This window comes from Chryseobacterium mulctrae (assembly GCF_006175945.1).
GTDB lineage: Bacteria > Bacteroidota > Bacteroidia > Flavobacteriales > Weeksellaceae > Chryseobacterium > Chryseobacterium mulctrae.
In genome coordinates this window covers 2,088,166-2,103,438 of the sequence record NZ_VAJL01000001.1, presented here as the reverse complement: position 1 = coordinate 2,103,438, position 15,273 = coordinate 2,088,166, and the positions used below count along the sequence as shown (strand labels likewise).

General features: G+C 32.8%; 14 protein-coding genes. 11 read left to right on the top strand and 3 right to left on the bottom strand.

Annotated features, from left to right (window positions below; genetic code table 11):
- Nucleotides 1-111: 111 nt before the first annotated feature.
- Nucleotides 112-2,307 (bottom strand): glutamine synthetase III family protein, encoded by a 2,196-nt coding sequence (locus tag FDY99_RS09490; protein WP_139421025.1) that lies wholly within the window; start codon nt 2,305-2,307, stop codon nt 112-114.
- A gap of 351 nt (nt 2,308-2,658) precedes the next feature.
- Between FDY99_RS09490 and FDY99_RS09485 the strand changes: the two genes are divergently transcribed.
- The 4 genes from FDY99_RS09485 to FDY99_RS09470 all read left to right on the top strand — a co-directional run bounded on the left by FDY99_RS09485 (nt 2,659) and on the right by FDY99_RS09470 (nt 9,816).
- A complete protein-coding gene (locus tag FDY99_RS09485; RefSeq protein WP_139421023.1) occupies nt 2,659-5,163 on the top strand; it encodes a toxin-antitoxin system YwqK family antitoxin in 2,505 nt (834 codons plus the stop codon).
- A 180-nt stretch (nt 5,164-5,343) separates the two neighbouring features.
- Nucleotides 5,344-7,035, top strand: coding sequence for a DUF6909 family protein (locus tag FDY99_RS09480; protein WP_139421021.1), 1,692 nt, complete (start codon nt 5,344-5,346; stop codon nt 7,033-7,035).
- A gap of 277 nt (nt 7,036-7,312) precedes the next feature.
- Nucleotides 7,313-7,789 (top strand): DinB family protein, encoded by a 477-nt coding sequence (locus tag FDY99_RS09475; protein ID WP_139421019.1) that lies wholly within the window; start codon nt 7,313-7,315, stop codon nt 7,787-7,789.
- A 185-nt stretch (nt 7,790-7,974) separates the two neighbouring features.
- Nucleotides 7,975-9,816, top strand: coding sequence for a M1 family metallopeptidase (locus FDY99_RS09470; RefSeq protein WP_139421017.1), 1,842 nt, complete (start codon nt 7,975-7,977; stop codon nt 9,814-9,816).
- A 52-nt stretch (nt 9,817-9,868) separates the two neighbouring features.
- Here FDY99_RS09470 and FDY99_RS09465 read toward each other — a convergent pair whose 3' ends face one another.
- The gene (locus FDY99_RS09465) at nt 9,869-10,258 is read right to left on the bottom strand and encodes a helix-turn-helix domain-containing protein (RefSeq protein ID WP_139421015.1); all 390 of its coding nucleotides are present in this window, start codon (nt 10,256-10,258) and stop codon (nt 9,869-9,871) included.
- A gap of 146 nt (nt 10,259-10,404) precedes the next feature.
- Here FDY99_RS09465 and FDY99_RS09460 point away from each other — a divergent pair, with 146 nt between their 5' ends.
- The 7 genes from FDY99_RS09460 (at nt 10,405) to FDY99_RS09430 (ending at nt 14,435) form a co-directional block, all read left to right on the top strand.
- Entirely contained in the window at nt 10,405-11,904 is a 1,500-nt protein-coding gene (locus FDY99_RS09460; protein WP_139421013.1) for a hypothetical protein, read from the top strand.
- Nucleotides 11,876-12,310 carry a hypothetical protein gene (locus FDY99_RS09455; protein WP_139421011.1) on the top strand — a complete coding sequence of 145 codons (435 nt, stop codon included), beginning with the start codon at nt 11,876-11,878 and terminating at the stop codon, nt 12,308-12,310. Before FDY99_RS09460 ends, FDY99_RS09455 begins: the two co-directional genes overlap by 29 nt.
- A gap of 152 nt (nt 12,311-12,462) precedes the next feature.
- The gene (locus FDY99_RS09450) at nt 12,463-12,720 is read left to right on the top strand and encodes a hypothetical protein (RefSeq protein ID WP_139421009.1); all 258 of its coding nucleotides are present in this window, start codon (nt 12,463-12,465) and stop codon (nt 12,718-12,720) included.
- Nucleotides 12,721-12,872: 152 nt separating this feature from the next.
- Nucleotides 12,873-13,130: a hypothetical protein gene (locus tag FDY99_RS09445; RefSeq protein WP_139421007.1), complete on the top strand. Its 258-nt coding sequence runs from the start codon at nt 12,873-12,875 to the stop codon at nt 13,128-13,130.
- Nucleotides 13,130-13,528 carry a hypothetical protein gene (locus tag FDY99_RS09440; protein WP_139421005.1) on the top strand — a complete coding sequence of 133 codons (399 nt, stop codon included), beginning with the start codon at nt 13,130-13,132 and terminating at the stop codon, nt 13,526-13,528. The genes FDY99_RS09445 and FDY99_RS09440 overlap by 1 nt, the downstream gene beginning before the upstream one ends.
- A gap of 138 nt (nt 13,529-13,666) precedes the next feature.
- On the top strand, nt 13,667-14,032 hold the full coding sequence (locus FDY99_RS09435) for a hypothetical protein (protein ID WP_139421003.1): 366 nt from the start codon (nt 13,667-13,669) through the stop codon (nt 14,030-14,032).
- A 118-nt stretch (nt 14,033-14,150) separates the two neighbouring features.
- A complete protein-coding gene (locus tag FDY99_RS09430) occupies nt 14,151-14,435 on the top strand; it encodes a hypothetical protein (RefSeq protein WP_139421001.1) in 285 nt (94 codons plus the stop codon).
- On the opposite strand, the gene FDY99_RS09425 is transcribed toward FDY99_RS09430, so the two are convergent.
- Nucleotides 14,423-15,253: a glycoside hydrolase family protein gene (locus FDY99_RS09425; protein WP_139420999.1), complete on the bottom strand. Its 831-nt coding sequence runs from the start codon at nt 15,251-15,253 to the stop codon at nt 14,423-14,425. The two genes, FDY99_RS09430 and FDY99_RS09425, sit on opposite strands and share 13 nt — an antisense overlap.
- Between the last annotated feature and the right edge of the window lie 20 nt (nt 15,254-15,273).

Below are 15,273 nucleotides of genomic sequence, written 5' to 3'. Positions count from 1 at the left end.
TTATTTATCGGAGTTTCTTATTTCTTGCAATTCTAAAAATAGTATTAATAAGTTATAAAAAAAGTTCCCCGGAAAACCGGAGAACCTCACTAATATGGAACTTTACAGATGTTATCTTGTAAATAACATTTCTCTATATTTCGTCATTGGCCAAAGCTCATCATCAACCATCATTTCAAGATCATCAGAAGCATCTCTGATAATATCAAATAGAGGTTTTACTTTGTTGCAGTAATCTTCTGCCTGCGCCTGACTTTCTGTTACAGCTTTTGCTGCTTCTCTCGCTTTAATCAAATCTTCAACGCCTAATTTAATTTTAGAAACGTTTTCAGAGATGTTGGTGATCAAACTCATTTGCTCTTTAGCCAATGTTTTAAATTCTTTATCTCCGAAGATTTCTTTAAGACCTTTTACGTTCTCAATTAATCTGTTTTGATAATTTAAAGCGGAAGGAATAATGTGGTTTCTTGCGATATCACTCAATACTCTAGCTTCAATATCAATAACGGTAGAATATTTTTCTAGTTTGATTTCGTTTCTTGCTTCTACTTCTCTGTGGTTGAAGATTCCTATTTCTTCGTAAAGATCTACAAATTTCTGGTTCATTTCCTGTTTCAAAGCTTCAGGAGTAGTTTTCCAGTTGTTTAATCCTCTTTTTTCAGCTTCTATAGCCCAGTCTTCAGAATATCCGTCACCTTCAAACATAATGTTTTTACACTTTTTGATGTATTCTCTCAAAACATTGAAAATTGCTTCGTCTTTTTTAAGACCTGTTTCAATTAAAGCATCAACTTCTTTTTTGAAATCGTTTAGTTGTTTTGCAGCAATGGTATTCATTACAGTCATAGATTCTGCGCAGTTTGCAGAAGAACCTACCGCTCTGATTTCAAATTTATTTCCTGTAAATGCAAATGGAGAAGTTCTGTTTCGGTCTGTGTTGTCCAACAAAATTTCAGGAATTTTTCCTACAACATTTAGTTTTAAATCTGTTTTTTCGTCTGGAGAAAGTTTTCCTTCGGTTACTTTTTCAAGCTCTTCTAAAACTCTGAACAACTGACTTCCGATAAATACAGAAATAATTGCCGGTGGAGCTTCGTTTGCACCCAATCTATGATCATTACTTGCAGAAGCGATACTTGCTCTCAAAAGATCTGCATATTCGTGTACCGCTTTAATTGCGTTTACGAAGAACGTTAAGAACTGTAAGTTTTTCTTTGGATTTTTTCCAGGGCTCAACAAGTTTTCACCAGTATCAGTTGCTAAAGACCAGTTGTTGTGCTTTCCGCTTCCGTTTACTCCTGCGAATGGTTTTTCGTGGAATAAGATGTGGAAATGGTGTCTGTGAGCGATTCTTGCCATAACATCCATCAACAAAGAATTGTGGTCAACAGCAACGTTTACTTCTTCAAACATTGGAGCTAGCTCAAATTGGTTTGGAGCAACTTCGTTGTGTCTTGTAGTAACCGGAATTCCTAATTTCATACATTCGATTTCCAACTCTTTCATAAAGTTCATAACCCTTGTAGGAATTGAACCGAAATAGTGGTCATCTAATTGTTGTCCTTTTGCAGGAGAATGTCCTAATAAAGTTTTACCTGTTAAAACTAAATCCGGACGAGATTGATACAATGCTGAATCAACCAGGAAATATTCTTGCTCCCAACCTAAAGTAGGAGTTACTTTCGTTACGTTTTTGTCGAAATACTGCATTACGTTGGTTGCAGCCTCGTCTACAGCGTTCAAAGCTCTTAATAAAGGCGCTTTGTAATCTAAAGTTTCTCCTGTGTAAGAAATAAAGATTGAAGGAATACACAAAGTGGTTCCCATAATAAATGCCGGAGAAGTAGGATCCCAAGCTGTATAACCTCTTGCTTCAAAAGTGTTTCTGATACCACCATTCGGGAAAGAAGATGCGTCCGGTTCTTGCTGAATCAATAAGTTCCCGCTGAATCTTTCGATGGCTCTTCCGCCTTCAATTGGAGTGAAGAAAGAATCGTGTTTTTCTGCAGTAGTGCCTGTTAATGGCTGAAACCAGTGGGTGTAATGAGTAACACCTTTGCTCATTGCCCAGTCTTTCATCGCTACAGCTACCTGATCTGCGATGTGTCTCTGGATTTTTGTTCCTTTTTTCATCGCATCCAAAATAGATTGGAATGCTTCTTTCGTTAAATATTCTCTCATTGTTTCTTCTGAAAAAACATTCTGACAGAATAATTCTGATAATTTCACGGGAACTTCGATTGAGTTATCTTTTCTGAAGTCCTTAAATGGTAAAGTTTCTAGCGCTTTGAATCTTAAAGTTGACATATTGGGTTTGGTTTTACAATGCAAATTTACAAAAAAAATGAATTAAAATAATTTTACCCCTTTAAATTTGATATATTTTTATTTCAAATTGTGTTTTAGTTAAAAACACCCTTGTTTTTAATGGGTTGTTTTGCTTTGGTGTGTTTTTTTTATCTTTTAATTTTGAAAGTGAATTTCCAAATATTTTTTAGTTAATCCTCTTGAATAACGATCTGGTATCAATTAAATGAGTTAAGTTTCGTAGGAGTGATCTGGTAATTATTTTGTCTCTTCTAAATTACACTTAAAATATATTTTTTTTAGATAAAGTTAATAAGGTAAAAATCTTATTTTTGAATAAATCCAAATCAAATGATTAAAAAAAATCTTCTCATTACTGCTTTTTTATTTTCTCAAATATTGCTTTCTCAGAAATCAGAATCTATTTATTATGATAAAGATTGGAAAGTAACTACAAAATCCAATGCTTTGTATTATAGGCAAATGCCAATGAAAGAAATTGGCGAATTGATTTTACTGCATGATTTTTATATAACTGGAACTCCGCAATTTGAAGGATACTCTTTAAAGAAAAATGAAAATGCCTATGTTGGTGACATTATTTGGTATGATGAAAATGGAAACGATAATAATTTTCGTCAATATAGAAATGATACAAAAGATCAAACCTTATTATATTATCATCCTAATGGACAAGTACGCAAGAAAGTTGGCTATAAAAATGGTGTTAAAGATGGTGAAGCTGTAATTTATAATACAGACGGAACTGTTTTAATGAAAGGAATGTATGTAAAAGGAAAGCCCAATAACGGAAGTTTTGAAAGAGTGAAAAATAATGATGACTATGATTATAATGAAAGAATTGAAGAGGTTTCTGTATCGGAGACGGAAAGTCGTCGTGGTGAAGATGCTTTGGTTCCACCTCCACCCGCAGCTCCTTTAAAAACAACTGAAGTGGCACCACAAACGGTTGAACTTTTGGAACCAATGGATGATGAAGAAAATTCTTCAAAAAAAATAAAGAATAGAAAGACAGTTACTCAAAAAATATTTTGGATAAATTCTAAACAAATTGCTCAGGAAACGGTTTTTGTAATTGATCGATATTATTTTAAACCTGTCGAACAGAAAAATTATGACAAGTCGGGAAAATTAGTACAATCTTTAAATGAAATTCACTTTGAAGAATATGGAAGTCAGATTGCAGATGGATTGGATTATGAATATTATCATCAAAATAATTTTGCAACAGGAATTAAATCAACAACAAAATATGTAAAGAAGCTAAAGTCAGGAAAGGCATTTTCTTATTTTCCAAATGGTAAAATTGAAGCAGAAACTTTGTATAAAGATGGCTGGAAAGACGGAGAAGAAATAGTTTATACTAAAGATGGGAAACTTAAAAGTAAAAGAGTTTATAAAGAAAACGAGCCATTTCAAGGCAATTTTGATGAAAATGTAGGTGAGTTTATTGTGAATTTTAATTATGTGAATGGTTTAAAAGACGGTGAAGCAATTGCTGTCAATGAAGAAAAACAAACTGTTGCCAAAGGAATTTATACAAACGGAAAGCCTTTTAACGGAACTTTTATTGAAAAAATACAAGGAAGTTCTGATGATTATGAATTGATCAATGTTGAAAAATTTAAGAAAACCGGATTACAGAAAGTGTTTGGCTACAGATTGGAAAACTTAGAAAAAACCTATACAGTCAAAGACGAAAAGCTAAATGGAATGACAACTTTTTATGACGACGGCAAGATTGTTGGAACTTTAGAATATAAAAACGACCAGCCCCACAATGGAGCTTTAGTACAAGGTGGAGGAACCTCGATTTTTAAAGATGGAAAAATAACTGAAGAAACTTTTTTTGAAGACGATTATAATAAAGATAGAATTCGAAAACAAAAGCTTTACGAAAATGGAATTCTGGCGAAGATTAAAGATTATTCTTTTACTGTTTCAGAAAAGCCTCAACAATTTTATGAAGGAATTTTAAAAAACGGCAAACCTTTTTCAGGATATTTTGAAACTGAAGTTGATCGTGAATTTAAACAGGTGAATTATTTTGAAAATGGAGTTTTAAAATTTCAATATTCAAATGATTATCTTAAAAATATGGATAATTACAGACATCAACTGTATGATATTAAATCAACTTATAAGGACGGGAAGATTTTCGATGGTGTAGAATATAAGCTGAATGAAAAACAGTTTGTCTCAAGATATTGGAAGAGTGGAGTTTTGCACAGTTTCGATTGGGATTTGTTTGCGATGCATTATTTTAACAGGATTCATTTTGAATTGAAAAATAATACGATTGAAATCAGCGATATGCAGGCAAATAGAAAAGCTGAAATTAAAATTGAAAATTCTAAAAATACATTTAATAAGCAGCTGTTTATTGATGGGAAGTTAATCGATTCAACGAAAAAAGAGTATTTAGAATCAAAATATAAAGAAGGCATTATTCTTTATTATGAAGAAAATGGAAAAATAATTTCCAAAATGATGGATATGTTGGATGAATCTATCGAACCAGGCGAAGGAACAGAATTGTTTTACAAAGTTTATATGGTTGTCAAAGAATCCTCAAATATCAAAGAAAGCTTTAATGTGTTATCGGAAAAATTTGTTTCAGATAAATTTTTGGAAGAAACAGATGAAAGCCGTATTGTTACTGGCGTTCAAACTGATTCTGAAGGAAAGCCAAAAGACGGAATTCTCATCACTTCAATTCAAAACAATACTTACAACCTACAATTGTATATGAATCGAAAACTGATTAAAACTGTAGAGAAAATTAGTTTCAGCAAAATAAAAGACGAAATAAAAAAGTTGGAAAGGTTAGATTAAAATATGATTTTTAAATATGAATAAAACTTATTCCGATTTTCTTTCAAAATAGTATTGCAAATATTAATTTTATAACGTTTTAAAAAATTAGGTTAAAATTCAATAGTCTGATTTTGAATAAATTAAATTGATAAAATTATTTTTCGTAACTTAGCAGACTTTTTATAAAAATTTTAATATATGACAAATTCTAGAGCAAGAGAAACTACCGAGGCAATTGAAAGACTATACATATCTATGAGACACCTGTTTTATAGAGGTTTTTTTAAGCCGAGCGGAGTTTCTGGAGAAAGCATTAGAAGTTTGTTGAAGACGATCAATCCGGAAATTTACGGTACCATGAGCATTCCAAGCAAATTGGAATTGGATGGTTTGATGTATGTTTTAGACAGACTTCCAGATGGTATTGAAGAATGCGCTTTCATTCATCTTACATCAGACGAAGGTTTTGATAAAGGAAGTTTCGAGCCGATCGTTCCTAAAAAGAGAAGAAGAAACTGTTACCGAATCGATGAACACCAAATGAATATTGAAGTTCTTTTGGGCCGTTCAGAAATCTATGATATTCTTACGCATTTAACGTTCTTATTTATAGAAGCAGATAAAATTCGTAACCTCGCATTTATTCAGGATGAAAACTGGAAGCCGACAAGAGCTTTCAAAATCATCGAAGAAGTGGTAAAAGGGGAGAAAAAATTCAGCAGAAGAGAAAAAGAAGTGGCTTTGATTCATCTTTCTTCTTTAATAGGAAGAACTTTTGATGAAACTTTAAACGCTTACAATACTTTTGGCGATGATGAAAACCCGGACAGATTATTCAAAATCATTTACCATTTAGGAAAAGTAAGCCTTGAAGATGCTAAACAAAGCAGAGAAAGAGAGATCTACTTCAGTGCAATTCTTAAAGAAAGAGTAGGACACCATTATTTTGGAGAAAAATGGGCTAATAAAGTGAAAGAAGTTTTATTTGAAAACGATCTTCATATGCGTCCGTTACATATTATTTCGGCAAACATGCATTCCGTTAAAAATATGCTGTACGGAAATGATGCTTTAAAGAAAAAAGATACCAAAGAAGTAGATTACAAACTTTACGGAGATATTTCAGACAAAAAAGATCTTCGCGATAAGGTTTCAAAATACGCTTTGGAAGAAGGTTTAATTTACATCAACGATAAGAGCGGAAGTAATATCGATGTTCAGATTATCGATTTAAGCAAAACCAATCTTAAAAATACCCCTTTCGGACATTTGAAATATGACGGAGACGATGTAATTATGGTTTTCGATTATGCATTTGGTGAACAGGCTTTTGAGGTAATGGATGAATTGCTGAGACCTTTCGAGCAAAAGGGCGAAGTCTATATGATGAAAGTGAAATCAGTTTCTATCATGGGGAAAGCCGGAATTCTTGAAGGTGGAAAAGGAGATATCATGATTCCTACTTCTCATATTTTTGAAGGAACGGCAGATAATTATCCTTTTGAAAATGCTTTGAAATTGGAAGATTTTAAAGATGATGAATTAAAAGCTTTTGAAGGACCGATGATTACCGTTTTGGGAACATCCCTTCAAAACAGAGATATTCTTCAGTATTTTATGAATACTTCTTGGAAAGCAATTGGTCTTGAAATGGAAGGTGCTCATTACCAGAAAGCAATTCAGGTAGCATCAAAGATCAGACATCACATTGCACCAGATCTTTTTGTGAGTTACGCTTATTATGCTTCAGATAATCCTTTAGAAACAGGAGCTACACTTTCTTCGGGAGGTTTAGGTCTTACAGGAGTGAAACCAACATATCTGATTACTTTAAGAATCCTTGAAAAGATTTTACAAAGCGGAAAGAAAGAAATTTCTGCTAAAAAATAATTTATTTTTAAATTAAGTATGAACCTCGAATGTTTTGCATTTGAGGTTTTTTTTTATTTAACCACGAATAGCAAAAATATTTTTCACAAATGACACTAATTTATTTGTGCTAAAAATTGTGTTTATTATTTGCGGCATTTGTAATTATTAGCCTTGTCAAGGTTCGAAACCTTGACAAGGCTGCTTGAAAAAAATATACGCTGTCATCTGTGAAAATCTGTGCAATCTGTGAGAGATTTAAAAAATATTATCTTTAGAAATCACAAAATTTAAAACAATGAGCACAACTTCACAATTAGCCAAAAGATTTCGAGAAGTTTTACTGGATGGAAAATGGATTGCCAATACTAATTTTAAGGAACAGCTTTTAGATGTTACATGGGAACAGGCAACTACAAAAATTGATTCTTTAAATACAATTGTAATGCTCACTTTTCATATTGATTATTACATTGCAGGATTGGTAAATGTTTTTGAAGGAGGTGATTTGGAAATCAAGGATAAGTTCAGCTTTGACCTTCTTCCGATTAGATCTCAACAGGAATGGGAAAATCTTTTAAATAAACTTTGGCAGGATTCTGAAAAATTCGCCACTTTATTAGAGCAAATGCCGGATTCTAAATTAGATAAGGTTTTTGTTGACGAAAAATATGAAACCTATTTAAGAAACATCGACGGAATGATCGAGCACGCTTATTATCATTTAGGTCAGATTACTTTGATTAAAAAATTGATTTTATCTAAACACGAATAACACTGATATTTTTCACGAATGATGCAATTAGTGTCTATTTGTGTCTTCATTTGTGATATTTGTGTTTAATGTAATTTAACAATCAAAAATAAAACTCATCTAAACTTCAACGAAAAACCTCATCAACGCTCCGTATTTGAGGTTTTTTCAAAAATTACCTACCTTTAGAAAAATAAAATTTATCAATGAGAAAATCGTTTATCATCCTTTTTGCATTTGTTATTTCGCAGTTTCAGGCACAGCAAAATGCCTATTACCAGCAAGCTGCACAATATAAAATGGATATCGACGTCAATGCAGAACAATTTACTTATCAGGGAACTCAAACTTTAAAATACCGCAACAATTCTCCCGACGAACTCAATGTCGTGTATTTCCATTTGTATTGGAATGCCTTTAAGCCTAATTCAATGATGGATCAAAGAGTGGCTTCACAAGGGAAAAATGGAGATTCTAGGTTACAGAAAGATGGAATTTCAAGATTGGCTTCGATTCCTAAAAATGAAGAAGGCGCACAAAATATTCACTGGATTAAACAAAACGGAAAAGAACTGAAATATGAAATTCAGGAAACCGTAATGAAAGTGTATCTGGATAAACCGATTAAACCACATTCAAAAACAACTTTCACAATGGAATGGGATGCGGTGATTCCTCAGCAAATCAGAAGAGCCGGAAGAAATAATAAAGAAGGGGTTGATATGACGATGACGCAATGGTATCCGAAAATCGCGGAATACGATTATGACGGTTGGGCAACTTTCGATTATGTGGGAAGAGAATTTCACGCGCCGTTTGCAGATTTTGATGTAACGATCAAAATTAATAAAGATTATGTTGTTGGAGCCGGAGGTACGCTTTTAAATCCAAAAGAAGTAAAAGGGTATGATGCTTCAGCACAGATTAAAGCTGATCAAAATAAAGCAACCTGGAAATGGACTGCCAAAAATATGCTCGATTTTGCCTGGGCTGCAGATAAAGATTATTCGGTAGAAAGTTTTGATGTGCCTCAAGGTCCGAAAGTGTATTTTGTATATCTGAAGAACGATAAAACCAAAGCTTGGGGTGAAGCAAAACCTTATGTCACAAAGTATTTCCAGATCATGAATTCTAAATTCGGGAAATATGCTTATCCTTCTTACGCCTTTATTCAAGGTGGTGACGGCGGAATGGAATACGGAATGTGTACCATGATTTTGGGTGAAGCAAAAAACATTGAAGATTTGATAGGATTGATGGCTCACGAAGGTTCTCACTCTTGGTATCAGCAAATGTTGGCAACCAACGAGCCTGTAAGACCGTGGATGGATGAAGGATTTACAAGTTATGCAGAAAGCTACGTGATGCATCAGTTATTTCCTCCAAAAGAAAACAGACCGAATGCTTTCGTTGAAAAGATTGATGCCTACAGAAAGTTTCTAAAAAAACAAATTGAAGAGCCTGCAGTTTGGTTGGGTGATCATCACGATAACGGAACGGCATATTCTTATGCAAGTTATGTGAAAGGTGAATTGTATTTGGTGCAGTTAGGATATATTGTTGGAGAAGAAAATTTATCCAAAATCATGACTGAATATTTCAGAGAATGGAGCATGAAACACCCTACTGACAGAGATTTTCTTCACATTGCACAGAAAGTTTCCGGGATGGATCTGAAATGGTTTCATCATTACTGGATCAATACGACAAAAACTATTGATTACGGAATTAAAGACGTACAATACGGCAATACTTCTACAACGATAACTTTAGTTAATAACAGTCAGATTCCTATGCCGATTGACTTTAGCGTAATTACTGCCGACAATAAAATGGTTAATTATCAGATTCCGTTAAATATGTCGCATACCTGGAAAACCAAAGATGCGTTCGGTGAATTTACTACTCTAAAATACTGGCCGTGGACGCAGAAAGAATATACGTTTACCATACCTTATAACAAATCTCAACTGAGCGTTTTAGGAATAGATCCTAGTCAAAGATTAGCAGATGTAAATCCTGAAGATAATTTTGTTGAAGTGAAATAGCTTTTAGTTTAAATAAAACAATAACGCCCAACGAATTCGTTGGGCATTTTGTTTATATATTCTTTAGCTGGTCTATTTCTTTTTTCAGCCATTGGTTTTCTTCTTTAAGGAAAGCAATTTGATCCAAAAGGCTCTCTGTAAGCTTATCTGAACCATTGTAATTATTAGTTTGATTTTGAATCATATTATTGCTTGAATTTTCATTCGATGTATTTTCCTTATTTATTTGAGTGTAACCTTCTTCAGGTTTTAGAATATCATCCAGTTCTACATTAAGGGAAGTACAGATGTTTTCAATATGATTAATCCATGAATTGGTTTCGCCATTTTCGATGCGTTGATAAGTAGAGCGAGAGATGTGTAGCTTTTCTGCCAGTTCTTCCTGAGAAAAACCTCTTTCTTCTCTGTATGATCTTATTCTTTTGCCGATACTTGTATTCATGGATATGCTTTTTTGGGTACAACAAATATAAATTTTTTTCAAAAATAATCGTGCATCAAAAATAGGGCATTGCTGTTTTGATTGTTTTTTACATATTTGTAGAGTTAAGAAAAAAGTATATATTTAACACACCAAAACCAAACCGTATGAAAAAAAATCTATTGCTCAGGCTATGCCTGATTTTAACCCTTGTGCTCGTGGTACATTCTTGCCGCACCGATGACTATTATTACCAGCAGACAGATTCCGAAAACCAGTTCCAAAACAGGAAATTCTATGTGCTTAATGCAAAAGAGGTAAAAGGTATTCCCGGTCTTTGGGAAAAGGTGCACAACATACAGCAGAACGTTATGATACACAATATCGGAATAAAGGCAATATCCAAGAACAATCAGGATTCTCTTTTACAAGGCGGTACAATAGATACCGATTCTGTACTGGTTATTGAAAATAATGGCAGCAAAACCTATACTTTTAAAATAACTAGAGATTCCGCTTCCCCTATTGTCGAAAACCTTGTCCTGAAAAAGAACGAAGACGAAAGTTTTTCAGGAATTATGCTGAAATATAATTTTACAGAACAAGAAAAGAAAATCTCTTCTTTGGGACATGCGGTAGATTTCACCAATAAAATTGAGGTATTTCCTATAGAAAACCTGAATATCTCTGCAAGAGTGGTTTCTCAAATATCTGGCTGTTATACTATAGTGTGGGAGACCGGGCTTTGTTCTGCAGGCTTACATTCTTATGGGCAGTCTTGTAATCTTACCGGTGATGAAAGGGCGGGAGTACCGCAGGTAATTTCTGTAACGAGTTCTTGTGCGGTAAGTACCATCACAGAATATACCGATGGGCAACCGAGCGGTGGTGGTTATGATACTGGAGCATGGGGGACAGGAGGAGGCTCTGGAGATGGCGAAGAAGAAATATTGAATACCTGCGAAAAACTTAATCGTGAAAACCTGAAGCTGAAAGAATTTTTCCAGAAAACAAAATTTCAAGGGAGACTGACCGATATTTCGACTGATATAGCTACTAATACAGCAGAAAAGTCTTTTTCTTTTGGGGTAGGCACTTCAGTTTCTAAGCCTGAGGCGGTAACACCGATCAAAATAGGATACCCGAATGTAGGAAACGTTTCAATTGCTGTCACCTATCCCAATATGAGAGTTTATGGTGCGCTACATACTCATCCTAAATTTAGTGAATACAGAAGTTTTTCAGCTTCAGATCTTTTTATGTTGGGAGCAGCCAATAAGATAAATCCGGATTTCCAATATTTTATTGTAAAAGCTTACGACGGTTCAGTATATGGTCTTGTAATTACTGACTGGTCAGCTTTCAGAAATTTCTTTGATAATAAATCGAAAGATGACTATACTGATGCTCAGGATAATTTTAAAATTACTTCTGATATTGGTGAGGATATATCGGAAGTACTGGCATTTTTTAAAAAACAAGGCAAAACCAAAAACGAGGCATATGAATTAGCAATGGCATTCGTTTTGAAAAAATATAATATGGGGTTGGGATTAAGTAAGATGGATTCTAATGGAGATTTTAAGCCTTTATTTGTAAATGATTCTCCTAATCCACAGAGTCCCAAAAAAAATATTTATGAACAAACTGATAATTGTAATCTTTAAAGTGAATAATTCTATGAAAAATAAAATTTTAATATTCAGCTTTCTACTATTTACTTGTATTTTTAAAGCTCAGGTGAGTGATACATTAGCTTATGTGAAATCTTTTGAAGCTAATAAAATCAATTATATTAATCAATCTTTTTCTAAATTATTAAATAATATGAATAATTTACAACCTATAGGATTATTTACGAATACACGTTACTATTCTGTTGCTAAGTTTTCAATAGAAGATAAATGGTTTGACAAAGGAAATGTCAATATGGTTATATTTTGGCAAGCACCAATTCCCGAAACAGAAACAGAGTATTATGAAAATAAAAATCATTTTTATTTTACAAATGATGAAAGAAGCTTCTATGGTAATAAAATAGTGAAGGATATTTACGTTTATACCACGAAGTGATGAGAACATTGTTGAAAGCTTGCTTATTTTTCTGCGTAGTTCTATCTTTTTCATTTAAAGGACAAGTTTCTGATACGTTAGTGTATGTTAAAAGTTTTGAAACAAATAAAGCAGAATATATAAATCAACCTCTCTCAAAACTTTTAAATAATATGACTCAACTACAACCAAAATCTATTTGGTTAGATGAGACATTAACGAATACATACCGTTCAACATTCATTTTCAATAAAATGGATGATATTCCTTATGTAGGTATGGTAAATATGGTTATATTTTGGCAAACACCAATTCCTGCAACAGAAACAGAGTATTATGAGAATAAAAATCATTTTTACTTTACAAACGATGAAAGAAGCTTCTACGGTAATAAAATAGTGAAGGATATCTACGTTTATACCACGAAGTGATGAGAACATTGTTGAAAGCTTGCTTATTTTTCTGCGTAGTTCTATCTTTTTCATTTAAAGGACAAGTTTCTGATACGTTAGTGTATGTTAAAAGTTTTGAAACAAATAAAGCAGAATATATAAATCAACCCCTCTCAAAGCTTTTAAATAATATGACTCAACTACAACCAAAATCTATTTGGTCAGATGAAACTTTAATAAAAACTTATAATAGTATGTTTAAATTTAATAATATGGAAGATTCATTTGATGTAGGCACTGTGAATATGGTCATTTTTTGGCAAACACCTATTCCTGCAACAGAAACAGAGTATTATGAGAATAAAAATCATTTTTACTTTACAAACGATGAAAGAAACTTCTATGGTAATAAAATAGTGAAGGATATCTACGTTTATACCACGAAGTGATGAAAGCATTATCGAAAGCTTGCTTATTTTTCTGCTTAGTTGTATCCTTTTATTATAAAGGACAGGTGTCGGATATATTAGCATATTTAAAATCATTTGAAACTAATAAAATTCAATACATAGGTCATCCCTTAACAAAATTATTGAATGATATGATTCAGCTGCAACCTAAATCAGTTTGGTCAACAAGTATATATTATTCACATTTTAACTTTTGTAAAGTTGATAACTCAACAGATATAGGTACAGTAAATATGGTAATTTATTGGCAACTTCCAATTCCTGAAAGTGAGAGTGAATATTATAGTAATAAAAATCAATTTTATTTTACAAATGATGAAAAAAACTTTTATGGCAGTAAAACAGTAAAGGATATCTACGTTTATACCACGAAGTGATGAGAACATTGTTGAAGATTAGCTTGTTTTTTATGCTTAGTTGCGTCTCTTTCTTATAAAGGACAAGCTACCGATACATTAACTTATATAAAGAGATTGTATTTGTTTGCGGTCTCTTTTAAATGTCTAACTTAAATTATGAAAAATATATTTATAATAATTGCATTTATCATCTCTTTAAACTTAACTGCTCAAATTCATATAGAAGCAAACACATCAGTTTCAGGACAAAAATTTATAATTGACATCAATGATACTTCTTTAACATATTTCCTTACGCTAAAAATCAGAGACAGCATTTCTACAAGTAAAGAATATGAAGATGAAATGAACAGATATCGAGAAAAATATTTCAGTCTGAAAGACCAGTCCATAAAAAATGACAGTGTAAAAATGTTATTTGAGGAAATGAAAATTTTTACAGAAAAAAACTCCTATTACTCTACTATAAAAACTGAAATACATAATCGGCAAAACCAAAAGTATAAAAAAATCATGCTATGAACGCCAACATCACGTTGAAAAAATCGCCACAATTTAACCATCTTTTAAAGACTATTTAAACAACGTTAAAACACAAAAAAAATGCACTCGTTTCGAGCGCATTTTTTAATTTAGTGTTATGATATTAAGAGGAACTATAAAGGAAGAAATAAAGCCTGATGATAAATCTGTTATCGTCCAATTTCACGGTGATAAAGCAAAGCAACACTTTGAGGTGCTATGTAATTTTAGTCCTTTCTATAAGAAGATGCGCAAGTGGGATTCATGGGACTTTAAAATCACATGGAAAAGTGAAATTTTTACTGATCCAAAAACAGGTGTAAAATCCTATTTTACGCATCTAATTTGCTCTAAAGCTCAATTATACCACGAACTCGGTTCTGTATCTGATCAATACAAATAACGGTGGATCATAATATCCTCATAACTCGCATTGTATGTTAATGAAGTATTCACCGTAACGGTTGTACCACCATCGAAAGGACTTCTACAATAACCACGGGTTTGCATCCAATCACAAAGCTCTATAATCTGACTTTTGTTGCTCGTAAAATAGAAATAAGAAGTATCTTCAATCGTCTTGAGAACATTCAAATAGTCAGCTAATTTCCAGTAATCAGGACGGCTATATGTAGTGCAATCAGTAGATAAGTAAGGCGGATCAACAAGAAACACTACATTAGGATGATTCCGGTATTCAGCAAACAAATCTCTGTAATCTTTCTTCACACGATCTACACCTTCCAGATAGCCATCAACACGATAGTTTGAAAGCCTCACTTTGTTATAAAACTTTTCTTTCTTCAGCTGCTCAAAATTGGTCACATAATTCATTGAAAAAAGCAAACTTGATGAGATAGTGACCCAATCAATAAAACCTTCTTCTTTCGATATTCTATCTACTATCTCTGAATGCAAATCATCCGGCAAACGTTCCTTTCTTGTTTCCGATTTAGCACAGATAACACGAATGTCAGAGAGCAAAGCGTTTGTTTTATCGACGTTATCTAAACGTTTAGAATAGCTATCAAAATCGTTATAAACGACTTTCGCATCCGGATAATATTCTTTTACTGTATGGCTCAACAAGCCTGAACCGCCAAACAAATCAATATAAATAGCATCTGCCGGAAACTCATTTAAAGCCTCTTTAAATGGTTTTAAAAATCTTCTTTTTTGTCCCTGAAAAGGCAAGGGAGCCTGTACATAATTGTATTTCATAGTATTAAAAATTATAAATT

What these genes read in the sequence shown, in the direction of transcription:
- FDY99_RS09435 (WP_139421003.1), top strand. Translation starts at nt 13,667, where the DNA reads ATGAAAAATATATTTATAATAATTGCATTTATCATCTCTTTAAACTTA.
- FDY99_RS09470 (WP_139421017.1), top strand. Translation starts at nt 7,975, where the DNA reads ATGAGAAAATCGTTTATCATCCTTTTTGCATTTGTTATTTCGCAGTTT.
- FDY99_RS09490 (WP_139421025.1), bottom strand. Translation starts at nt 2,307, where the DNA reads ATGTCAACTTTAAGATTCAAAGCGCTAGAAACTTTACCATTTAAGGAC.
- FDY99_RS09475 (WP_139421019.1), top strand. Translation starts at nt 7,313, where the DNA reads ATGAGCACAACTTCACAATTAGCCAAAAGATTTCGAGAAGTTTTACTG.
- FDY99_RS09465 (WP_139421015.1), bottom strand. Translation starts at nt 10,258, where the DNA reads ATGAATACAAGTATCGGCAAAAGAATAAGATCATACAGAGAAGAAAGA.
- FDY99_RS09480 (WP_139421021.1), top strand. Translation starts at nt 5,344, where the DNA reads ATGACAAATTCTAGAGCAAGAGAAACTACCGAGGCAATTGAAAGACTA.
- FDY99_RS09455 (WP_139421011.1), top strand. Translation starts at nt 11,876, where the DNA reads ATGAACAAACTGATAATTGTAATCTTTAAAGTGAATAATTCTATGAAA.
- FDY99_RS09445 (WP_139421007.1), top strand. Translation starts at nt 12,873, where the DNA reads ATGACTCAACTACAACCAAAATCTATTTGGTCAGATGAAACTTTAATA.
- FDY99_RS09430 (WP_139421001.1), top strand. Translation starts at nt 14,151, where the DNA reads ATGATATTAAGAGGAACTATAAAGGAAGAAATAAAGCCTGATGATAAA.
- FDY99_RS09460 (WP_139421013.1), top strand. Translation starts at nt 10,405, where the DNA reads ATGAAAAAAAATCTATTGCTCAGGCTATGCCTGATTTTAACCCTTGTG.
- FDY99_RS09485 (WP_139421023.1), top strand. Translation starts at nt 2,659, where the DNA reads ATGATTAAAAAAAATCTTCTCATTACTGCTTTTTTATTTTCTCAAATA.
- FDY99_RS09450 (WP_139421009.1), top strand. Translation starts at nt 12,463, where the DNA reads ATGACTCAACTACAACCAAAATCTATTTGGTTAGATGAGACATTAACG.
- FDY99_RS09425 (WP_139420999.1), bottom strand. Translation starts at nt 15,253, where the DNA reads ATGAAATACAATTATGTACAGGCTCCCTTGCCTTTTCAGGGACAAAAA.
- FDY99_RS09440 (WP_139421005.1), top strand. Translation starts at nt 13,130, where the DNA reads ATGAAAGCATTATCGAAAGCTTGCTTATTTTTCTGCTTAGTTGTATCC.